The 24,478-nt window shown below is 35.7% G+C and carries 15 protein-coding genes; 5 read left to right on the forward strand and 10 right to left on the reverse strand.

Annotated features, from left to right (window positions below; genetic code table 11):
* Positions 1–181: 181 nt before the first annotated feature.
* From G7A72_RS10745 to G7A72_RS10760, 4 genes are all read right to left on the reverse strand, one after another.
* Positions 182–2,485 (reverse strand): glycoside hydrolase family 65 protein, encoded by a 2,304-nt coding sequence (locus tag G7A72_RS10745; RefSeq protein WP_165152466.1) that lies wholly within the window; start codon positions 2,483–2,485, stop codon positions 182–184.
* A gap of 63 nt (positions 2,486–2,548) precedes the next feature.
* A complete protein-coding gene (pgmB, locus tag G7A72_RS10750; protein ID WP_165152467.1) occupies positions 2,549–3,202 on the reverse strand; it encodes a beta-phosphoglucomutase in 654 nt (217 codons plus the stop codon).
* A 2-nt stretch (positions 3,203–3,204) separates the two neighbouring features.
* A complete protein-coding gene (locus tag G7A72_RS10755; protein WP_165152468.1) occupies positions 3,205–4,566 on the reverse strand; it encodes an MFS transporter in 1,362 nt (453 codons plus the stop codon).
* Positions 4,567–4,756: 190 nt separating this feature from the next.
* Positions 4,757–5,779, reverse strand: coding sequence for a LacI family DNA-binding transcriptional regulator (locus G7A72_RS10760; protein WP_113664435.1), 1,023 nt, complete (start codon positions 5,777–5,779; stop codon positions 4,757–4,759).
* A 234-nt stretch (positions 5,780–6,013) separates the two neighbouring features.
* Here G7A72_RS10760 and G7A72_RS10765 point away from each other — a divergent pair, with 234 nt between their 5' ends.
* From G7A72_RS10765 to G7A72_RS10785, 5 genes are all read left to right on the forward strand, one after another.
* The gene (locus G7A72_RS10765; protein WP_165152469.1) at positions 6,014–8,956 is read left to right on the forward strand and encodes a SusC/RagA family TonB-linked outer membrane protein; all 2,943 of its coding nucleotides are present in this window, start codon (positions 6,014–6,016) and stop codon (positions 8,954–8,956) included.
* Positions 8,957–8,966: 10 nt separating this feature from the next.
* Positions 8,967–10,580, forward strand: a complete 1,614-nt coding sequence (locus G7A72_RS10770; protein ID WP_113665424.1) for a RagB/SusD family nutrient uptake outer membrane protein — start codon at positions 8,967–8,969, stop codon at positions 10,578–10,580.
* 23 nt (positions 10,581–10,603) lie between these two features.
* Positions 10,604–11,602 (forward strand): SusE domain-containing protein, encoded by a 999-nt coding sequence (locus G7A72_RS10775; protein WP_113664433.1) that lies wholly within the window; start codon positions 10,604–10,606, stop codon positions 11,600–11,602.
* Positions 11,603–11,618: 16 nt separating this feature from the next.
* Positions 11,619–12,368 carry a SusE domain-containing protein gene (locus G7A72_RS10780; RefSeq protein ID WP_113664432.1) on the forward strand — a complete coding sequence of 250 codons (750 nt, stop codon included), beginning with the start codon at positions 11,619–11,621 and terminating at the stop codon, positions 12,366–12,368.
* Between the two features lie 66 nt (positions 12,369–12,434).
* On the forward strand, positions 12,435–15,332 hold the full coding sequence (locus G7A72_RS10785) for an alpha-amylase family glycosyl hydrolase (RefSeq protein ID WP_165152470.1): 2,898 nt from the start codon (positions 12,435–12,437) through the stop codon (positions 15,330–15,332).
* A gap of 123 nt (positions 15,333–15,455) precedes the next feature.
* On the opposite strand, the gene acs is transcribed toward G7A72_RS10785, so the two are convergent.
* The 6 genes from acs to G7A72_RS10815 all read right to left on the reverse strand — a co-directional run bounded on the left by acs (position 15,456) and on the right by G7A72_RS10815 (position 24,465).
* The gene (gene acs, locus G7A72_RS10790) at positions 15,456–17,363 is read right to left on the reverse strand and encodes an acetate--CoA ligase (RefSeq protein ID WP_165152471.1); all 1,908 of its coding nucleotides are present in this window, start codon (positions 17,361–17,363) and stop codon (positions 15,456–15,458) included.
* Between the two features lie 14 nt (positions 17,364–17,377).
* Complete coding sequence (locus G7A72_RS10795; RefSeq protein ID WP_165152472.1) at positions 17,378–19,276, reverse strand: acetate--CoA ligase; 1,899 nt, start codon at positions 19,274–19,276, stop codon at positions 17,378–17,380.
* Positions 19,277–19,293: 17 nt separating this feature from the next.
* Positions 19,294–19,656, reverse strand: coding sequence for a response regulator transcription factor (locus G7A72_RS10800; RefSeq protein ID WP_165152473.1), 363 nt, complete (start codon positions 19,654–19,656; stop codon positions 19,294–19,296).
* 3 nt (positions 19,657–19,659) lie between these two features.
* Entirely contained in the window at positions 19,660–22,365 is a 2,706-nt protein-coding gene (locus G7A72_RS10805; RefSeq protein ID WP_165152474.1) for a sensor histidine kinase, read from the reverse strand.
* Positions 22,366–22,691: 326 nt separating this feature from the next.
* Positions 22,692–22,919, reverse strand: a complete 228-nt coding sequence (locus tag G7A72_RS10810) for a DUF6814 family protein (RefSeq protein WP_113665423.1) — start codon at positions 22,917–22,919, stop codon at positions 22,692–22,694.
* 10 nt (positions 22,920–22,929) lie between these two features.
* Positions 22,930–24,465 (reverse strand): MFS transporter, encoded by a 1,536-nt coding sequence (locus tag G7A72_RS10815; RefSeq protein WP_165152475.1) that lies wholly within the window; start codon positions 24,463–24,465, stop codon positions 22,930–22,932.
* Positions 24,466–24,478: the final 13 nt, after the last annotated feature.

Genomic DNA, 24,478 nt, shown 5'->3' on the forward strand with positions numbered 1-24,478 from the left:
GTTACATTAAATTTTAATGAGGATTATAAAAAAAAGAGTGCTGTTTCAGGGAATTATGTAAGGTATAATTCGAATGTGAATTAGACTTATATAAACAATCCCAATGTGAATTGGGATTGTTTTTTTGCCTGTCAAGGCACGAATCAAGTGATAGAATTAACTACAAGTTCCAGCAATTGTCTTATACGGTAACTAACTTTTCCGGTGTCACAATTACGGATTTTCCGTTTACTTTGAGTGCCAAATCGGTATCGCCAACAATCGAAAAAGTAGTTTCTTTATGATTGATTGCTACTTTCAAAATTTGGTTTCTAAAATTAATTTTAAACGAATATCCTTCCCATTCTTTTGGGATTTTTGGAGAAAAATGAAGTGTATCATCTTTAATTCTCATTCCACCAAAACCTTCTACGATACTCATCCATGTTCCGGCCATTGAGGTAATATGACACCCTTCTTCTACTTCTTTGTTGTAATCATCAAGATCCAGACGTGACGTTCTTAAATAGAAGGTGTATGCCATATCCATTTTGTCCAATAAAGCCGCCTGAATGGAGTGTACGCAAGGTGAAAGTGAACTTTCATGAACCGTAAAGGATTCGTAAAATTCGAAGTTGTTTTTCAATTCTTCTTTCGAAAAATGATCTTCGAAGAAATAAAAACATTGTAAAACATCGGCTTGTTTGATGTAAGGCGAACGCAAAATTCTATCCCAAGACCATTTTTGATTGATTGGTCTTTGGCTCTTATTTAGATCAGCTACGCGAACCAATTCTTTATCCAAGAAACCGTCTTGTTGCAAGTAAACATTATGTTCTTCTGAAAAAGGGAAGTACATATTGTCCGAAACTTTTTTCCAAGATTGTAATTCGGAATCCGAGATTTTTACTTTTTCAGTAATTCTTTTGTGGTCAATAGGATATTCCAGAGACACTTTTTGAATTTGCTCGTACGTATATTCGAGACACCATTTTGCAATATAATTGGTATAGAAATTATTGTTTACGTTATTTTCATATTCGTTTGGACCAGTAACTCCAAGTATTACGTATTGGTTTAAATTAGTCGAAAAATTCGCTCTTTGATGCCAAAAACGTGCAATTCCTATTAATACTTCCAATCCTTTTTCAGGAATGTAGCTGTAATCTCCAGTGTATCTGTAAAAGTTGTAAATGGCAAATGCGATAGCTCCATTTCTATGAATTTCTTCAAAAGTAATTTCCCACTCGTTATGACATTCTTCACCATTCATGGTAACCATTGGATATAAAGCTGCGCCATTAGAAAATCCTAATTTAGCGGCGTTTTCAATAGCTTTGTCCAATTGATTGTAGCGGTACGTCAATAAGTTTCGAGCCACTTCCTGATCTTTGGTCGCCATGTAAAACGGAATGCAATAGGCTTCGGTGTCCCAATACGTAGATCCGCCGTATTTCTCTCCCGTGAAACCTTTAGGTCCAATATTCAATCGAGAATCTTTTCCTAAATACGTTTGGTTCAACTGAAAAATATTGAAGCGAATTCCTTGTTGTGCTTTTACATCGCCATCAATGGTAATGTCTGACATTTCCCAAATTTTTGCCCAAGCAGCAATTTGGTCCTGTAACATTTGATTATATCCTATTCCTAATGCGGATTGAATTACTTTCTCAGCAGCAGTAATGGTGTTTTCATGATTTAAGGAAACTGTGTAACCACCAATTTTTTGTATCGATGATTTTTGGCCTTGAGCCACAATTACATCATAGCTAAACTGAATTCTATCAGTTGTTGCATCAATATTAGAAGGAGAAATTCCTGTTTTTTCACCATTAGACAAAATGCTATTTTGCATAAAAGTGGTTGCTTTGAAATGTGTTTTGAACGTTTGCGCAGTTACAAAAGCTTCATTTCCTGACTTTTTTACATCAAGTGGTTCCCAGAATTTTTCTTCCCAGTTGGCATCTTCATTCGATACACCAGCATCAATATAGGGTTTGTAAACTATTTTTGAATCTTTGTTCAAAGGTGTGATTTCATAATTGATTAGACCAATTTCATCCAACTTCAACGAAAGGAAACGACGTACATTTACGGAAATTTCAGTACCGTTTTTTAACGTTGCTTCAAAAGATCGATGGTACCAACCTTCTTTCATATTGAGTTCACGGCGAAAGTTTTTGACCTCGGAACAGGTATTCAAATCTAACTTTTCTCCGTTGATTTCAATGTCGATTCCAATCCAGTTAGGTGCATTCAAAACTTTGGCAAAATATTCCGGATATCCGTTTTTCCACCAGCCCACTTTGGTTTTATCAGGATAATAAATTCCGGCAATATAACTTCCCTGGAATGTTTCTCCAGTATAATTTTCTTCAAAATTAGCACGTTGTCCCATGGCACCGTTGCCAATACTGAACAAACTTTCGGATGATTTTACGCTTTCTGCATCAAATCCTTCTTCAATGATGGACCAATTATCCGGTTTTATATAATCTTGATTCATTTTATTTTTTGTTTAAAGTTTAAGGTTTCAAGTTGTCTCAAAACTTTAAAAATACATTTCGTTTTATTTTATCAAATTTGCAATGAATGATGTTTCTATCTCAGAAAAGTCTTTAAAGATATATTTCGCTTCATGCAAAGTACTTGCTTCTCCTATTCCTATGCTTGTCATTCTTCCAATATTTGCTGCTTGAACTCCCGCCACTGAATCCTCAAAAACGATTGAATCTTCTGGTTTTATGTTCAATAATTTTGCAGCCATTAAGAAAACTTCCGGATCTGGTTTGGCATTCGTCACATCATTTCCGTCTACAACAGCATCAAAATAAGACAGTAATCCTGTTTTTTCTAAAATAGGTCTTGCGTTTTTACTGGCTGAACCCAAAGCGATGGGTTGGTTGTTTTCTTTCAGAAATTTTAAAATTTCAAAAACTCCCGGAAGAATCTCGCTTGCATCCATGTCAACTAAATAGGACAAATAGTCCTCATTTTTTTGAACTAACCATCGGTCTTTGTCTTCTTGTGATGCGGTTACTTTTCCTAATTCTAATATGATATCCAAAGAGCGCACGCGGCTGACTCCTTTTAATAATTCATTATGTTCGTGTGTAAATTCGATATTTAATTCAGCAGCGATTTTTTGCCACGCTAAATAATGGTATTTCGCGGTGTCAACAATTACTCCGTCGAGGTCGAATATAAATGCTTTTGTATTCATTATTATTGTTTTATTACGTCATCAACATCTTTCACTTTTACCACTAAAATGGCAGCAATCAAGAAGCTGACTCCACTGGTAACTAATGCAAATATGGCGTTGTCATTATATATATACTTAACTAAGGGTCCTCCAATTAAGGCATTTACGATTTGGGGAATAACGATAAAGAAGTTGAAAATACCCATGTAAACTCCCATTTTCATTGGGGAAATTGATCCAGCTAATATGGCATATGGCATAGATAAAATACTTGCCCAAGCAATACCAACTCCAATCATGGAAAGAATCAACCAATTTTCATTGGGTACAAAATAGATCGAAATTAATCCTAGTCCACCGATAATTAGAGAGATGGAGTGGGTTAATTTTCTTCCGAATTTTTTTGCGATATATGGTAGCGCAAAAGCATAGAAAGCAGAAACTAAATTGTAAATACCAAACAGTACTCCAACCCAGTCACCAGCGTTTTGATACGCTTCACTTTTGCTGTCCGAAATAGGTAAACCATAAATATGATGGGCTATGGCAGGAGTGGTAAAAACCCACATTCCAAACAGACCAAACCAAGAGAAAAATTGCACCCAGCTTAATTGTCGCATCGTGGTAGGCATTTTTCTGAAATCATCAAAAATGTCCAGTAAACTAGATTCTTTAGAACTGGCATCAGCCACTTTAGTTTCTTGATGCACCATTTCGTCTTCAAATTGAGCTAACTCTTCAGGAGAATATTCTTTGGCAGAAATAATGGAAACCAAAATAGATACGACTAGTATTGCAGCTCCAATCACAAAGGATAGAATCAAGTGCATAGGAACGCCGCCATTCTCATCTCTATTTGAAACGCCAAACCAATTCGTTAAAACATAAGGAAGCCAAGAACCAATAACAGCACCAAAACCAATTAATGCGGTTTGTACACTAAACCCAAGTGTTCTTTGGTCCGTTCTCAAATTATCTCCTACTAAAGCTCTGAAAGGTTCCATGGCGATATTAAAAGACGCATCCATAATCATCAGCATTCCGGCACCAACCCATAAGGCAGGTAGAAAAGCGATGAAAATTTCGGCTTGAGGCATTAATATTAGTCCAATTGAAGCTAATAAAGCACCTACTAAAAAGAAAGGTTTTCGTCTTCCGAATTTCCCCCATGTTTTGTCACTGTAATGTCCTATGATGGGCTGAACAATAAGACCCATTAGAGGTGCAATAATCCAAAACCAAGATAGTTCATGCACATCTGCGCCAAAAATTTGGAGAATTCTGCTGGCATTAGCATTTTGAAGGGCAAAACCCATCTGTATTCCCAAAAAACCGAAACTCATGTTCCAAATTTCCCAGAAACTTAATCTACGCTTTTCCATTATCGTAATTTAAATATTAATACGATAAGCGCTATGCTTATCAAAACTTATCTTATTTTTCGAAGTAAAAGTTAAAGTTTTGAGGGGTAAATATAAAAATATATTTCAAACTTTTGTTTTACGGAATGAAATTTTGGAGAACTTTTTCTACTACAAGGTTGTAGTAATGAATAATTTAACAAATAATAATTTAATTGGTGGATTCTCTTTCTATCAAATGGGTTTCGATAACCTCGGTTTTGTAATTTTCATCTTCTTCATCTTCTTTGGATTCGAGTCTTTCGATTAGCATTTTTGCGGCTTTATTCCCCATTTTTATTCCGCTCTGGCTGACGGTTGTAATAGTAGGTGTAGAATATTTAGAAATAATGCCATCCGTAAAGGCAATAACGGCTAGGTCTTTAGGTACATTGAGCCCTATTTTATTGGCGGTTTTGATTATGGTAACTGCGAATAGTTCATTTACGGCAAATACGGCATCAATGGCTTTGTCTTCTAATAGTTTTCCAATAGTGATTTCACAGGTATCTACATCTTCTATCTTGATAATCAGGTTTTCATTAAAAGGGATATCATTGTCTAATAGTGCTTTTATATAACCGTCGGTACGAAGTTTTCCAACGCTTACATAATCAACGGTGGTGACGAGGGCAATTTTTTTTCTTCCCTTATCAATCAGGCTTTGGACGGCTTCATAAGCGGCGGATTTATCGTCAATAATGACTTTGTCGCAAAGGATTTCATTTGTAACTCGGTCAAACATGACAACAGGCATTCCTTGATTGATGACTTCTGTAATATGATGAAAATCGCCCCTGAATTGGGTTTCTTTGGAGAGCGACATGATAAAACCATCGATACTTCCGTTAGCGAGCATTTCCATGTTAAGGACTTCTTTGTCAAATGAATCGTCTGACAGGCAGATGATAACACTATATCCATTTTCATTTGCAACCTGTTCGATTCCGTTAATGACCGTTGAAAAGAAGTGGTGGACTATTTCGGGAATAATAATTCCAATTGTTTTGGTTTTTCTATTTTTTAAACTAAGTGCAATATTGTTTGGCTTATAGTGGTAAAATTTAGCAAATGCCTGCACTTTAAGTCTGGTTTCTTCGCCTATTTCAAGGCTGTTTCTTAGTGACTTTGAAACAGTGGAAATGGATACATCTAATTCTTTTGCAATTTGTTTAAGCGTTATTTTCCTTTTCATGTTGAAGCTCTGGTAAAAATTATTTCTTAATAAAGGTAAAATTTAATTTTACAAATGGTAATAAAAGTGGTAAAAAATTAAATAAATGAGAAAGTTTTCAACACTATTACGTTTTCGTAACTTAATAAAAAAGGGGTCTTGTCGAGCGTGACAAAATTTACATAAATTTAACATTCGAAGTAAAAATAAAGTTAAAAAACACAACCAAATTTCAAATTAATTTAAACAAAAAGTATGAAAACAATTTATAAAAAGTTGTTATTTTTATTACTATTACTGCCTTTCAGTATTCTAGCTCAGAATACTGTAAATGGATCTGTTATTGATAAAGTGTCAGGACAGCCAGTTCCAGGAGTAAATGTTAATGTTCAAGGTGCCTCTAATGGTGTTTCAACAGATTTTGACGGAAAGTTTCAATTGTCAAATGTAAAGAAAGGTGACAAAATCATATTTTCTTTCATTGGTTACAAAGTTTCTGTCGTGGATTATGATTCTCAAAAATCTTTGACAGTTTCTTTAGCTGAAGATGAAAATCAATTAAAGGAGGTAGTTGTACAAGTAGGTTATGGTACCGTTAAAAAGAAAGATGCTACAGGTGCAGTAACAGTATTAACAACTAAAGATTTCAATAAAGGTGCAAATGTAACGGCCGAAAACTTGCTTAACGGAAGAGTTGCGGGAGTTACCGTAAATACAAGTGGTGCTCCAGGTTCTGGTTCCCAAATTAGAATTCGTGGTGGATCTTCATTATTTGCAAGTAATGACCCATTAATAGTAATCGATGGTTTGCCAATTGAAAATAATTCAGACAAAAATTATGGTTCTACTTCTATTTTAGCCTCATTAAATCCGAGTACTATTGAGTCTATGACGGTTTTAAAAGATGCTTCGGCAACTGCTATTTATGGATCTCGCGCTTCTAACGGTGTAATTATTATTACTACCAAAAAGGGAGGGAAACAACTTTCTGTAGATTATAATTTCCAGTATGGAAGTGGTAAAATAGACAAAACAGTTGGTGTATTTGATGCAGCTGCTTTTAGAACTTTAATTGCAGAAAAACGATCAGGTGATGTGTCAAAGTTAGGTACAGCAAATACTGATTGGCAAAATGCAATCTACAGAAAAACGGATTATGTTGACAACAACATATCTATTAGAGGCAATCTGTTTAATACTATCCCATCTCGTCTTACAGTGGGGAATACGTATCAGGAAGGTTTGCGATTGACAAATACTTTTAATAGAAATACTGTTGGTTTAGCTTTAAATCCATCTTTTTTGAAAGATCATTTAAAAATAAAACTGAATGCGAATTACTCTAATGAGAATAACAGATTTGCAGAAGGTGTTGAAGGAAGTGCGCTACGTTTTGATCCAACACAACCTATCTATGATCAGACTTCGATCTACGGTGGATTTTTTGAATATTATGACCGTAGTAATGGAAGATTAACTTCTCAAACGCCAAGAAATCCTGTGGCGCAATTAATGCAAACGTTTGATACTGGAAAAAACAATCGCTTTTTTGGAAACTTTGAAGTAGATTATAAATTTCATTTCTTTCCAGCTTTACGAACAGTTATTAATGCAGGTTTTGATCAAGCAGATGGTGAAAGAACTAAATTGGCTTCAAATAATGTAGCTTCTTCAGGTTCAAACAACGACATTCCTTACGGGACCAATGAGTTTTCAAAAAGTATGAGAAAAAATAAGTTGTTAGATGCTTATTTGGTATATAACAAGACATTTGATAAATTGGTTTTTGATGCAACGGCTGGTTATTCGTACCAAAAATGGGATTCTGATAACTATCAATCAGGAAATATTAATGATCCAAATTTACCAACAGGTGTGACAGGGTTTCCAAAAACGAATGTAGATTATGATAGAGTTAATATTGGCTTTTTTGGAAGAACCAATTTAAATTTCAATGATAAATATTTAATGACTTTGTCTTATAGAAGAGATGGTTCTTCTCGATTTGACAAAGATAACAGATGGGCAAATTTCCCAGCTGCTGCATTTGCCTGGAAAATGAAAGAAGACTTTTTTGCTGATAGTAAAACAATTTCTGACTTAAAATTAAGATTGGGTTGGGGTATTACTGGACAACAAGAAATTGGAAATAACAATGATTATTTGCAACAATATAATCTAGGAAGCGGTAGTTCTCAATATTATTTTGGAACGGTAGCCTTGCCAATTGCAGTTTCTGCAAGACAAAGTTCAAATTTAAAATGGGAAGAAACTACAACCTATAATGCAGGTTTAGATTTCGGACTTTATGACAACAGAGTTTCGGGTAGTGTGGAAGTATTTTACAAAGATTCAAAAGATTTGTTAGCGGATGTTGCAACAGCAGACGGTAGTAACTTCTCAAATAGATCTTGGCAGAATATTGGAAGCTTTACAACTAAAGGGGTTGAATTTGCTTTAAGTTCCGATGTTGTGAAAAATGAAGATTTTAATTGGAACCTAAACTTTAATGTAACTGCTTTCGAAAGAAAAATCACAGAATTAAATTCTGATTTTATTAGAACTGGAGATAATCTGGCAGGGACAGGAACACAAGGTCAAGTACACCGTGTTGGGTATGCGCCAAATTCTTTCTTATTGTACAAACAATTATATGATACAGCCGGAAAACCAATTGAAGGTGCTTATGCAGATTTAGACGGGGATGGAATTATCAACTCTAATGATAAATATATTTATAAAAATCCTGATCCTAAAGCAACTTTTGGATTTGCATCAACTATGAATTATAAAAACCTTGATTTTTCTTTCAACTTAAGAGCAAGTGTTGGTAACAGAGTTTTTAATGCCGTTAACGCAAGTAGAGCTCAATATGATTTATTAACAACTGGAGCTACGGTTGGGAATATTCCAACATCAGTTTTAGACACAAATTTTAATACAACATCGAATGTAGTTTTGTCTGATATTTTTGTTGAAAACGCTTCATTTTTAAGAATGGATAATATTACACTAGGGTATACTTTTCCAAAATGGTTAGAAGGTAAAGCCTCATTACGTTTGTTTGCAGGTATGCAAAATGTTTTTGTTATTTCAGATTATTCTGGATTAGATCCGGAAATTGCTAATAATGGTGTTGATAATACCATTTACCCAAGACAACGCTCAATTTTAGGTGGAGTAAATGTTAAATTTTAATAATTAGATGATGAAAAAAATAAATATTATATACATACTATTTGCTTTTGTTGCATTACAATCGTGCACAAGTGATTTAGATGTAGTAGCAGAAGATACTAAAGTTAATTCACCAGAACAATTGTTTTCTACGCCCTTGGGATACAAACAAGCCTTGGCTGGAGTTTATGGTAATCTTAGTCTAACAGGTACCGGTGATGCAGGCTCATCGTTTTTGCAGGGAATTGATGCAGGAACAAGCCAGTTTGGAAGATGTATGTGGTACTTGCAAAACTTAACTACTGATGAAGTAGTGTGGACGTATGAGAACGATGAGGGTACAGCTGAATTACAAAGAAATACTTGGACATCTGCCAATCCTATATTATTGGGTATGTTTAGTAGAACTATGGCGGAAGTAGCACTTGCTAATGATTTTTTAAGACAATCTACTCCAGAGCTTTTAAGTGCAAGAGGTATTACCGCTACTGCTGACGTTGCCGAAATCAACTTTTACAGAAATGAAGTAAGAGTATTAAGAGCTTTTGCTTACTATAATATGATGGATTTGTTTGGTAAAGCACCGTTTGTTACAGAAACTGATCCTTTGAATTTTAAGGGGCCTCAATATGACAGAAAACAGTTGTTCTCTTTTATTGAGACAGAATTGAATGCCGTAATTCCTAATTTAAAAGCTGCAAGAGCCAATGAATATGGTAGATTAGACAAAGCAATGGCTCAAATGATTTTAGCTAAGATGTATTTGAATGCTGAAGTATATATTGGAGCGCCAAAATATGCAGAATGTATGGCTAAATGTAGCGAGGTTATTAGCGGTGGGTATACTTTAAATACAAAATATTTAAACAACTTTAAAGCAGATAATCAGACTTCATCTGAAATGATTTTTACATTACAATCGGATGGGGTTAAAACTCAAAATTATGGTGCAACGACCGTTATGATCAACGGACAAGTAGGCTCTCTTGAAGGAAATGGAGCAGAATTTGGTGTTGGAGGCTGGGGTGGAGCCTTGAGACTTAGAAAACAATTTGTGGAAAAGTTTGATGGTTCTAAATTCCTAACTGATGCAAGAAAAACATATACTACATCAGGTGCAAGAACGCTTGAAATCGCAAGTTTAACTAATGGAGCTCAAGGTTATATTTTACATAAATATTCAAATAAAACTGTTGCTGGAGTTGCGGGTGTAAATTCAACATTTGTGGATACGGATTTCCCTTTGTTCAGGTTAGCAGATGCTTATTTAATGTATGCAGAAGCTCAAATGAGAAAAGACGGTGCTACAAATGGTAGTACAGCTACAAACACAACCGCACAATCATTAAAATATATTAATGATTTAAGAGAAAGAGCTAATAATGGTTCGACGGCTGCAAATGTATCTAAAGGAGAAGTTAATCTTGATTTTGTTATAGACGAGAGATCTAGAGAATTACACTGGGAAGGTCATAGAAGACAAGACTTAATCCGATTTAATAAATACGGAGGCGGAAACTACAATTGGGCTTGGAAAGGAAATATTGCAAACGGTACTTCAATTGGTACTGAAAAGAATGTATTTCCAATACCAACAGCTGCTATTTCAGCTAATCCAAATTTAACACAAAATACAGGATATTAATAAATAATTTTATTTAGATAAACATGAAAAATTCAATTAAATGTTTAATAGCTTTTATCAGTCTGATATCCTTGTCTTGTGCAAATGATGTTGAAGACGTACAAGCTCTTACAGCGGATTCAAGTTTAAAATTGCTTACTCCGACTTCTGATTTTAATCTTGTTCTTGATGGAGCAAAATTAAACGATTTGGCGACCACCTTGGTATGGAATGATCCTGCAAATGTTACAGGTGCTACCATAACTTATACAGTTCAAGCGGCTAAAACAGGAACTAACTTTGCAACTCCGGTAGTAGTAGGTACAACGACCAATCAGTTTTTAGACGTGACTGTTGGTAATTTAGACGCAACAGCGAAAAGCTTAGGATTACCAGCTCTTATTGAAGGTCAAATGGAGATTCGTATTAAAAGCAGTATTTCTGCAGAAACTTCAAATTTCTATACCTTAAAAGTAACTCCTTATCTTCCAAACTGGGGTATCATTGGTGGTGCAACTCCACTTGGTTGGGACAAAAGTACAGATATGGCTTTCAATCCAATAAGTGGGACTTATTCAATTTCATTAGCTTTAACAACTGGTGAATTTAAATTTAGATTAGATAATGCCTGGACAACCAATTATGGAGATGATGGGAATAATCTTTCCTTAGAATCTGGAGCAGCTAACATTCCTGTTACCGCAGGTAATTACACCATTGTAGCTAATTTTACGACTAAAACATATACCATAACTCCAATCATAGATGCTTGGGGTATAATTGGAGATGCCACAACAACGGGTTGGGATTCTGACACACTTTTAGATTACAATCCCACAACCAAAAAGTATTCTATTACCATGAAAATGAAATTGGGATCATTCAAATTTAGATTAAATCATGATTGGGGTACTAATTATGGGGATGACGGAAATAACTTATCATTAGATAATGGCGGTTCCAATATTGCTATTACGGATGCAGGTACCTATTATATAACTGTTGATTTTACAGGATTGACGTACACAATTAAAAAAATATAATTTAAAAGATATAAAAATGAAAAATATAATTAGATTTCTAATTGCTTTTATCAGTATCACAGCAATATCTTGTACAGATGAAGTTATGGATAGAGAAGCCGTAAGTACAAACGCTGCTCCAACTCTAAAAACACCATCTACAAGTTTTGATTTAGTACTTGATAAAAACAAACCAAATGATCTTGCCACTACTTTTGTTTGGGATTATGCTACATATAATGGAACTTCAACCATTGTTACGTATAGCATTGAGTTTGCTGCTGCAGGAACAAAATTTGCAAATCCAACAGTTGTAGCTACAAGTACAAGTAAATTTAAGAATTTTACTGTAAATGAGTTAAATTCTGCTGCGTTAAGTGCTGGTTTTGCTCCCTTTCTTAAAAACTCAGTAGATGTACGTGTTTTATCTACTGTGGGTACAACAGGAAGTTTATCACAACCATCAAACTCTTATACTATAAAGTTGACACCATATCCGGCATGGCCTAACTGGGGAATTATTGGAAGTGCCACTCCTACAGGATGGGACTCTGATACTAATTTGGATTATGACTTAGCAACTAAAAAGTATTCAGTTACCATGCTCTTAATCGCAGGTGGTGAGTTTAAATTTAGATTGGATGATGGTTGGGCAGATAATTTTGGGGATAACGGAAATAATTTGACGCTAGATGCTGGAGGAGCTAATATTCCAGTTGCTGTGACGGGAACTTATAAAATTGTTATCGATTTTGCAGAAAAAACATACACCATTACAAAACTATAATTATTTTATAATTACCGTAAAAGGGCTATTTTTTTAATAGCCCTTTTTTTATAAAACCCAAAAACTATGAAAAAAATTATACTTTTAGTATCGCTTTTCTTTTCAATTATCGCAATTGGGCAACAACAGTCGGTCGTTTATTCTGTTAGTCCAGCTACTTTTGAGGAGACAACTGCTATTACCATTAGCATCAATGGCGCCTCAGTAAATGAAGGTGTCTGGGGAGTTACCGGAAACGCATTATATATTTGGACATGGTCTTTTGATATAAATGACGCGAACAGTATTGATTGCCCTACGAATGGGATATGGAACGCATCTAACGAGGCGAATCGTTTTACCTATAATTCGGCTACAGATACCTATACCAAGACATTTACACCAAATGTTTTCTATAACAGAAACGGAATAGGTAAAATAGGTTTCTTAGTGAAAGCTAAGGATGGGACTGGGGACAAAAAATCGCAAGATAATTTTGTTGAAGTAGGTGCGTACCAAGTGACATTATCGACACCGGCTGAAAATAGTTCGACAATTATTGCTTCAGGTGGAAGTTTGAATATTTCAGCTTCTAATACGGGTGGAAATGCCAGTTATGTATTGAAAGCAAACGGTATTACATTAAATACAAATGCAACAGCTTCCAGTTATTCTTATAATCATACGAATATTATAGGAAATCAAAATTATGAATTGCAGGTTACTCAAGGGGCAACTGTAATCACTAAAAAGTTCAGTGCGATAGTGAATCCAAATGTGGTTAGTGAGGCGATGCCTGCTGGTTTATTGGACGGAATCAATTATAATTCTACCGACGTTACAAAAGCAACTTTGGTTTTGGATGCTCCATTCAAAGATTTTATTTACGTAGCGGGAAGTTTCAACAATTGGCAACCAACTAGTTCTTTTGCCATGAAAAAGGACCCTGTTTCAGGAAAATTTTGGTTAGAATTAACCGGATTAGTTTCAGGAACAAATTATACCTACCAATATTGGGTAGTTGATGCAACACCTATAGCTGGAACTCCTTCTTTGGTGAAAACTGCTGACCCGTATTCGACGTTAGTATTGTCTCCTAATGACGATCCTTTTATTCCTGCTTCCAGTTATCCAAATCTACCGGTTTATCCAGTAGGTCAAGACAGAGAAGTAACAGTATTGCAAACGGGAAAAACTCCTTATGCTTGGAGTAGTGCCACCACAAATTTTGTCAAACCTGCAAAAGAAAATTTAGTGGTTTATGAATTGTTGGTTCGTGATTTTGATGCCAATAGAAGCTATCAAGACTTGATTAATAAAATCGATTATTTTAAAAATTTGAAAATAAACGCGATTGAATTAATGCCTGTGATGGAATATGAAGGTAACGAAAGTTGGGGGTACAATACCTCTTTTCACATGGCTTTGGATAAATTTTATGGAACTTCTGAAAAGTTAAAAGAATTTGTTGATTTGTGCCATCAAAACGGAATTGCTGTAATTCTGGATGTGGCATTAAATCATGCTTTTGGAAGAAACCCAATGCTTCGTATGTGGATGAATGATCCTGATGGAGATGGTTGGGGTTCTCCTTCCACTGAAAATCCTTATTTTAATACTACAGCTATGCACAGTTATAATGTTGGAGAAGATTTTAACCACCAACAGCCAAGAACGCAAAATTATGTGCAGCGTGTCATTAAACAATGGGTAGAAGAATATAAAATTGACGGATTTCGTTGGGATTTAACCAAAGGTTTTACTCAAAATTGTCCTGCCAATGTTGCTGGTGGTCAAGAAGCTTGTACCGGTGTTAAACAACAAGATAGAGTAGAGGTATTGCGAAAATATGCTGATTATTCTTGGAGTTTAGACCCAACACATTATACTATTTTTGAACACTTAGGGAATGATGATGAAGAGCAACTTTGGGCGAATTACAGAATTACAGGTGAGTCTGATGGAATTAGTAAGGGAATTATGATGTGGGGAATAATGACCAGTCAATACAATGAATTGTCTATGGGATATTCTGGAAATATTTCTCGTATGAATAGTTCTAGCAGAGGCTTTACCTCAAATAGATTGATGGGTTATGCCGAAAGTCATGATGAGGAACGATTAATGTATAAAAATTTACAATTCGGGAACAGTACCAATGCTGCTCATAATGTAAAAACATTAAATGTAGCCTTGTCTAGAATGTCAGCAATTGGAGCGGTTTCTTTATTGGTTCCTGGACCAAAGATGATTTGGCATTTTGGGGAATTAGGTTGGGAAAATTCTATTTTTACGTGTAATAATGGAACGGTAAACACGTCGACCGATGCAATATCTGGGGATTGTAAATTAGATACTAAACAGCAACCACAATGGGTTAATAATTGGCTTGGAGATGCCAATAGAAGTAAAATTTATAACGATTGGTCTAAGATGATTACGATGAAAACTATAGAGCCTGTTTTTTCAGGAACTGCAACCATGTCGAATACCAGTTCGTTGTATCCAAATATCAGAATTTCCAATAGTGCTTTGGCGTCAAGCCAACTTAAAGATGTTTTGATCTTGGCTAATTTTAATGTAACCACACAAAATGTAGCAACTGGATTTCCTTATACTGGTGAGTGGTATAATTTGATGGATAATACAACAATCACTGTTGTTAATGTAAATGATCCAATAACAATTCCGGCTGGTGATTACCGAATCTACGGTAATAAAACAGCATCATTGGCAATAACTGATTACGAAAAATCACCAACGATTGTGTTGTATCCAAACCCTGCGTCTGATTATTTTACTTTAAATGCGGCGACTTCTAAAGTGCAGATTTTTTCTATAACAGGACAATTGGTAAAAACGTTTGATGCAAATCAATCTGAAGGACATCAATATATAATTAGTGATTTGAATCAAGGTTTCTATATAGTAAAAGCGTATGATGAGAATAATGGAATACAGGTATTGAAGTTCATTAAGGAATAATACGGTTTGTTTGTTTGTTTTAAGTGTTTGAAAGGCTGTCCCTACATGGACAGCCTTTTTTGTATAAAAAAAACTGCTCCATAAATGGAACAGTTTTCAACAAATTACTACAACTAAAAAAAACTATATTTTACCGTCTTTGATTTCATCTACGATTTCAGGATTCAACAACGTTGAGGTGTCGCCAAAATTAGAATAATCACCTTCGGCAATCTTACGCAGAATCCTACGCATGATTTTTCCGGAACGGGTTTTTGGTAAACCGGAAACAAACTGGATTTTATCCAATTTGGCGATTGGTCCAATATGATCCGATATGTGTTGGTTAATCTCTTTACTTAGGTTTTCTCTATCTCGATATTCTCCGGTTTCTTTTAGAATTACAAAACCATACAAAGCATTTCCTTTGATGTCATGTGGGAAGCCAACAATGGCACTTTCGGCAACTGCAGGATGCTCATTGATGGCATCTTCGATAGGTGCAGTTCCTAGATTGTGTCCAGAAACAATTACCACATCGTCTACACGGCCAGTGATTCTGTAATACCCAACTTCGTCACGCAAAGCGCCGTCACCAGTGAAATATTTACCTGGAAAGGTAGAAAAATAGGTTTCCTTGTATCTTTGATGATCGCCCCAAATCGTTCTGGCAATTCCTGGCCAAGGGAATTTAATACATAAACTTCCCGTAACCTGATTGCCTTCGATTTCGTTGCGTTTTTCATCCATCAAAACGGGTTGGATTCCTGGTAACGGTAACGAAGCGTAGGTGGGTTTTGTTGGCGTTACAAACGCGATTGGCGAAATCATAATTCCTCCCGTTTCGGTTTGCCACCAAGTGTCTACCACAGGACATTTTTTATCCCCTACGTGGTTATTGTACCAGTGCCAAGCTTCCTCATTAATAGGTTCTCCCACGGATCCAATTACTTTCAAAGAAGTCAATTGATATCTTTGCACGTATTCGATGCTTTCTTTTGCCAAGGCTCTAATGGCCGTTGGTGCCGTGTAAAACTGAGTAACTTTATGCTTTTCGATGGTTTGCCAAAAGCGACTGAAATCTGGATAAGACGGAACGCCTTCGAAAATTACCGTAGTAGCTCCGTTCAATAACGGTCCGTAAAGAATATAAGAATGTCCGGTAATCCAGCCAATATCAGCGGTACACCAGAAAATATCATTGTCTTCATAATTAAAAACGTTCTTAAATGTATAGGCTGAATACACCATATAACCCGCTGTAGTGTGTACCATTCCTTTTGGTTTTCCTGTTGAACCGGAAGTATAAAGAATAAACAAAGGATCTTCGGCATCCATGATTTCAGCCACATTATTATCCGACGCTTGGTCTAAAAGAGGCTGCAACCATTGGTCACGACCTTCTTTCATATTGACAGTGGAGTTGATTCTTTTAGCAACCAAAACGTTCTCTACACAAGGGCAATTCAATAAGGCTTCATCAACGATACTTTTCAAATCGATGGTTTTATTCCCGCGATATCCACCATCAGAGGTGATTACCATTTTACATTCGCTGTCATTGATTCTTGCTGCAACTGCCGAAGCGGAAAATCCTGCAAAAACAACCGAGTGAATGGCTCCAATTCTGGCGCAGGCCAAAGTGGTAATCGCTAATTCAGGAATCATTGGCAAGTAAATACAAACACGATCTCCTTTTTGTATGCCTTGTTCCTTTAAGACATTCGCCATTTTGCAAACACGTTCGTACAATTCATTATAGGAAATATGCAAAGCTTCTTCATTTGGATCATTTGGTTCAAAAATGATAGCTGTTTTATCTCCTTTTTTAGCAAGATGCCTGTCGATACAGTTTTTTACAATGTTTACTTTCGCATTGGTAAACCATTTTATATCGGCTTCAGCCATATTAAAGTCTACAACTTTATCCCATTCTTGGTACCAAGTAAAATTTTCAGACGCTACTTTATCCCAGAATTTTTTGGGCTCACGAACTGATTTTTTGTAATGTTTAAAGTACTCTTCTAAATTATTAATTTTATAGTAACTCATGATTTTGGTAAATTTTAAATATTATAAACGCCTATTTTATACTTTTTTAATGTGGTAACGATTTCTTCCACAATGGTTTCGTCATCAATGGTGGAAGGAATCTGGAATTCCTCGCCATCTGTAATGCTGCGCATCAGTTTTCGGAGGATTTTCCCCGAGCGTGTTTTTGGTAATCGTTGTACAATAACTACATTTCTCAACGAGGCAACTGCGCCAATTTGCTGGCGAACCAGTTTAATAATTTCTTGTTCCAATTGATAATGTTCGATTTCATCTCCTGATTTGGTTACCACCAAAGCCAAAGGAATTTGTCCTTTCAACTCATCGTGAATTCCAATAACGGCACATTCAGCCACCGAATGATGTGAAGCAACAACTTCTTCCATTTCTGCTGTTGACAATCGATGTCCTGCTACATTTATTACGTCATCCGTTCTTCCGGTGATGAAAATATATCCGTCTTCATCTTTATAACCACCGTCGCCAGATAGATAATATCCATCAAATTTACTGAAATAACCTGCTTTGAAACGTACTTCATTTTCCCAAATTCCTAACATATTTCCCGGAGGTAATGGCAGTTTTACAACCACCAAGCCCTCTTCATTGGCGTTTAATTCGTCGCCGTTTTCATTAAAAATTCGAATATCATATCCGCAAACTGCTTTTGTGGCAGAGCCAGATTTCACAGGCATTTTTTCAATACCAAGAGAATTGGCAATCATTGGCCAACCTGATTCTGTTTGCCACCAATGGTCAATTACAGGAACAGGAATGTGCTGTTGGTACCATTCCAGTGTGGCATTGTCACAACGTTCTCCCGCCAAAAATTGATTTTTTAGAGCGCTCAAATCATATTGTTTGATGAATTCTCCGTCAGGATCTTCTTTTTTGATGGCTCGAATGGCGGTTGGAGCCGTAAACATCGTGCCTACTTTATGCTCTGAAATTATTCTCCAAAACGTACTCGCATCCGGAGTTTTTATGGGTTTTCCTTCGAAAATTATAGTTGTATTTCGGTTTAATAACGGTCCGTACAGAATGTAGCTGTGCCCAACTGCCCAACCCATATCCGATGCTGCCCAAAAAGTCTCATCTTCCTTTACATTGTAAATGTATTTCATCGAAAATTTCAATGCTACGGCATATCCACCAGTATCTCTTACAATTCCTTTTGGTTTTCCTGTTGTTCCGGAAGTGTACAAAATATACAGCGGATGATTCGAATTTACAGGAATACAAGGTGTTTCTTCGGAGCCGTAAACCAATGCATCGTAATCTACATCATACTTTTTAAACGGAATTCGGGCACCTAATTTTCTATTGAAAACGATTACTTTTTTTGGTCGGTGACTCGCTAATGCAATAGCTTCATCTACCAAAGGTTTGTATGCAATTAATCGGTCGACTTCAATTCCGGATGAAGCAGTAATAATCGCTCTGGGTTTGCAATCGTCAATTCTGATGGCCAATTCATGTGGCGCAAAACCTCCAAAAACAACCGAATGAATCACGCCAATTCTTGCGCAAGCCAACATCGCAAAAGCGGTTTGAGGAATCATGGGCATATAAATTATGGCCGTGTCGCCTTTCTTTAATCCCAATGATTGCATGCCTCCCGCGAGTTTTGCGACTTCGGTTTTTACTTCCGAAAAAGTATATTTTTTTACGGTTTGTGTCACCGGAGAATCATAAATAAAAGCGACCTGATCTCCACAACCATCCTGAATGTGCTTGTCTAACGCCAAATAACAAATGTTCAATTCTCCATCTTTGTACCAAAGCGGATATCCATTTTCGTCTTTCGATAAAATTGTCTCCGGTTTGTTGTACCACTCAATTGCATCAGCTTGTTCTGCCCAGAATTTTTCTGGATGCGCAATGCTGTTCTCATAAATTTCCTTGTATTCCATTGTGTTGAATTTGTTTCTTATTGAATTAATTCATGAACTTGATCGACTAATTTTTTAACTGAAAAGGGCTTTACAACATATAAATTAGCACCTAATGAAAGTCCTTTTTCAATATCTTTTTCCTTGTTTTTTGCCGAAAGGAAAATGACCTTGCAATGCCGCAGTCGTTCGTCTTTTTTTATTTGTTCCAATGTGGCAAAACCATCCACCATGGGCATCATGACATCCAGAATTATGACATCCGGAAGTTGTTTTTTTAAAATATCCAGTGCTTCCTGTCCGTCACGCGCTATGAAAACTTCAAAATTGTTCTTTTTGAAAGTGTATTCCAGTGACATTACAATGTTTGGTTCGTCATCTACAATTAAAATTTTTTTCATTTTTTAATTATTTTCTGTTGTATTATAATTGGGTAATGTAAAAATGAGAGTGGCTCCTTCAACCACATTATCTTCAGCCCAAATTTTACCTTTATGATGTTCAATAATTTGTTTGCAAATGGCTAAACCCAGTCCGCTTCCTATGGGTTTTTTTACGTTTTGGTTTCGAGATTGATAGAATTTATCAAAAATAGCTTCAAAATCTTCTTTTTTAATTCCCTTGCCGTTGTTGTGTATTTTGACTTCGATATTGTCTTTATTTTCAGCAATGGAAATCACTATTTTTCCGTCTGTTTCCGAACAAAATTTTATCGCATTCGAAACTAAATTATGGATAACCTGAACGATTCTTTCTTCATCATAAAAAGCTTTTATTTCTTTGGATGCATCCTTAAATTCAATGCTGATATTTTTGTTTTTTACTAATTGTTGGAGGGAATCCAACGTGTTTTTTATCGTTCTTGTGATGTTGTTTTTAGACAAATAAATCTTTTGTTTTCCAGTTTCAAATTTTTCTAAATCTAAAATTTTATCAATCAGACGGTTCAATCGGTCCGACTCGGAAATGATGTTTTGCAAAAACTGCTTTCTCAACTCTTCGGGAATGTCGTCATCATCGTGAAGGATTTCGCTTGCGGCACGAATAGCGGTTATTGGTGTTCTCAATTCATGGGTAACCGTGTCTAGAAATTCATCTTTTTGAATGTCTTTATTGACTAATTCCTGATTCGCATTTTTGAGTTGTTCTGATATTTTTTTTAATTCATTCGAAGTGTCCGTCAACTTCTTGTTGATGATGATGTTTTCTTTGGATTCTTCCAAAATTCGCAATACTTCGGGCAAACTGATTTTGTCTTCTTTGACCACACTCGATATTAATATTTTGGCGGAGGCCGTACCAATGTGTCCCGTCAATAAATTCTCGGCAAATTTTATAAATCGGGCATCGGCAGTCGTAATATTTTTATCGATGTTGTATTTTAGATTGAAAATGGTTAAAGCCCTTTTGGTTCTTTCTTCGCCAAGAAAACGCTGTAAGACTTTTTGAATATCAGAAATATACGCAGTTCCTTTCCATACAAAAGCGTTTTCGTGATTGGTGATGTATTTGTCAATATCCACAAACATTTCAGCATAATTTCGTTCTCTGTAATTGCCTTTGAAACTCACGGAAACCGCAGCATAACTCAGAATATTAATTAATAAGCTCCAAAAAACAGCATGTGGAATAGGGTCTAAATAATCCAAACCAAAAAGTTGAAAAGGCTTCAGCAATTCAATTCCCCAAGGTCCTTCCTGAATAAACAGGCTGGTTGATTTTGTGATTCCAATAGCGTACGGAATTAGCAACGTGTAAAAGCAGGTTAAAAATCCAAGAATAATTCCGGTTACAGCACCATATTTAGAACCTCTTTTCCAGAATAATGCACCAAAAAAGGAAGGAGCCAGTTGTGCTATAACGACAAAGGAAACCAGTCCGATGGAAACCAAAGAATAGTCTAAAATGAATATTCTATAAATGGCGTACGCCAAAATGATAAGAGAAAAAATCCCTATTTTTCGGCTATTTACAATCCGTTTACTGTTCTTTTTCTGTGAAGAATTTTCTAGTGAACCAATGAAGCCATACGGAATCAGTAAGTTGTTACTTAGCATTGTAGCGAGTGCAATTGAAGATACAATAATCATTGAAATCGCTGCCGAAAATCCACCCAGAAAAACCATCACCGTCAATACATTATTGTCAAAAAACTGTGGGATCAATAAGGAATACGTATCTGAATTATGGCCTTTACCTTCAAAAAGAATATTGCCGCCCCAAGCAATTGGAAAAACAAAAAGGTTGAAAAGTAGCAGGTACAACGGAAAAAGCCAAATCGCTGTTCGGATGTGGGTTTCTTTATTGTTCTCGACAATCGCAGTATGGAATTGTCTTGGCAAAAGGAAAATAGCAAACATCGATAAAATGCAAAGAAAGAACCAGTTGATTCCGTTTGTGATACCACCAATTGTATTTTTTTTGTCAAAATCTTTAAGGACAGCTGCTTTTTGATAAATATCATCAAAACCGTCAAAAACAAAATAGGTAACATAAATCCCCACGATCAAAAAGAAAACTAACTTTAAGATAGATTCCATTGCCACTGCGGTAACTATTCCGCGTCTTTTTTCGGAAGCATCTACATATTTGGTACCATAATAGGAAGCAAATAATGCCAACGCTATGCAAACATAAGTGGTTGTATCAGTGAAAATATTGTCACTCGATTGTGTTTTTGTAACAATATGAAAGGTGTCTGAAATTGACTTTAACTGTAAAGAGATATAGGGTAAAATACCAACAATGCAAATCGTAGTTACTAAAGCTCCCAGAAATCTACTGTTTCCGTATCGTAAAGAAATAAAATCTGCAATACTGGAGATTTTATTTACTCTCGAAATTCGGATAATTTTCTTGAGAATAATCATCCACGTTGGGATAATTAATATAGGACCTAAATAAATGGGTAAATAACTCAAACCGGATTCTGCAGCAACACCAATACTTCCATAATAGGTCCATGCGGTACAATATACGGCTAGTGAAAAGGAATAAATGTAGGGGTTGTTTGTCCATTTAGAATGACTTCTTTTTTCAGACCAATAGGCAATGTAAAAAAGAATCGACAAATAAAGCACCAATATTAATAAGAGTCCAATGCTATTCATAATATCGTTTTATGATTAGGTAGGAAGTAGCAATTGAAAATAACCAAGCCGAGAAGATATAAATATAGATTATTGGGAATCCAAAAAGTGGTTTTGAACTGTCAAATAACAGCAAAAGCGGTATGTTCAACGCTAATAGTACTAGCATTGAAAGAATAACCAACTTTTGTTCATGTCTCTTTTTCATAAGGAAATGCGGTTTGCTTTTCAGCAGAATGTTCTTTCGCCTTTTTTTATAATTCTGTTTTAGAATCTAAGGCTTGATTAAAAAAATAAACAACCTCTGCAAATTAATGCAGAGACTGTCTATTTTGGTAATGGTTTGATTAACTGTCTTTTTCATCGTAATCACCCATTAAGGAAAAGTACCCAAAGGTTCCCAGTCCTAAAACAATTAATGGAGTTAGTATAAAGAGTATAATTATTCCGAAAACTAAGTCTTCTTGTTTTCCGGACATCAATTTTGGTAATCCAAAAGTGAAGATGCAAAAATAGGCTGCGGCAGCTGCTAATGCAATCCAAACTAGTCCTAATATTCTTTTTAATTGATTCATAGCTGTGTTTTTATTCGTGAGCGTTTTTATCTTTATTTTTAATGTAAACCATTCCAACTACAAAACTGACTGCAGCGATAACAATTGGATACCAAAGACCTTCAAGATAAAATTCCGGATGGCCTAGGTCTTTCGCATTGGTTACAAAATAGGTTGAAATAGCAGGAAGTAATCCTCCAAAAATTCCATTCCCTACGTGGTATGGCAATGACATGGATGTGTACCTGATTTTTACAGGGAACATTTCAACTAAGAACGCTGCAATAGGTCCATAAACCATCGTTACAAATATTACTTGCACAAATACTAGAAATATCAAAGCCCAATTGTCACTAGAATTAATTTTAACAGTTGTTTTAGTGTCAACCTTCGCTTTACCATCCACCACGATTGCTATGCCGTTTTCTAAATGTACGGTTTTTATTTCTTGAAAAGTAGTTCCATCTACATACTCTTTGTTAGTCGTATAGATAGAATCCATGGTTTGCTTCTTGTTTTCTTTCAATTCAGCAAGTACCGTAGTTTTTTCGACTATTTCGGTTTTGTTTTTCACCGATGTGGTTTCGTACATTTGTTTGTAGATTGGTCTGTATAATAAAATGGCCAATAACATACCGCCCATCATAATGTATTTTCTACCTACTTTATCACTCAACCAACCAAAAAACACGAAAAATGGGGTTCCAATAATTAAAGCAACACCTAATAAAGTATCCACTTGAGAGGAGTCAATGGACATTACTGTTTTCATGAAATTCATTGCATAAAACTGACCCGTATACCAAACAACACCTTGTCCCATTGTAGCTCCAAATAAAGCCAATAATACAAATTTCATATTGTAACGATTTCCAAAACTTTCTTTCAGAGGATTTGTACTTGTTTTTCCTTCGCTTTTAGCTTTGGCGAAAACAGGTGATTCATCCATGTTTTTTCTAATCAAATACGAAACTCCAACCATAACTATGGATAACCAAAACGGAACTCTCCATCCCCATTCATCAAATTGTTCTGGTGTTAAGATATTTCTTGTGGCAAGAATTACCATTAAAGAGATGAACAAACCAACTGTTGCCGTCGTCTGAATCCAAGAAGTCCAATATCCTCTTTGTCCTACTGGCGCATGTTCGGCCACGTAAGTCGCTGCTCCACCATATTCACCACCCAGTGCAAGACCTTGAAGCAAACGAAGAATTAATACTAATAAAGGTGCCATGAATCCAATAGTTTCATAACTCGGGATACAACCTATCAGGAAGGTTGCACCACCCATTAAAAGTAAAGTAACCATGAAGGTGTATTTTCGCCCAATTAAATCTCCTAATCTTCCAAAGAAAAGGGCTCCAAATGGTCTAACTACAAACCCTGCTGCAAATGTTGCCAAAGTTGACAGGAAAGCAGCTGTTGGATTATCCGAAGGGAAAAATTTAGTTGAAATTACAACTGCTAAACTTCCAAAGATGTAAAAGTCATACCATTCGATCATGGTACCCATTGAGGATGCGGAAATAACTTTCCAAATTCCTTTTGTTGATTTTTCTTTCATGTATTGTTATTTT

Origin of the sequence: Flavobacterium sp. Sr18 (genome assembly GCF_011064265.1) — a bacterium.
GTDB lineage: Bacteria > Bacteroidota > Bacteroidia > Flavobacteriales > Flavobacteriaceae > Flavobacterium > Flavobacterium petrolei.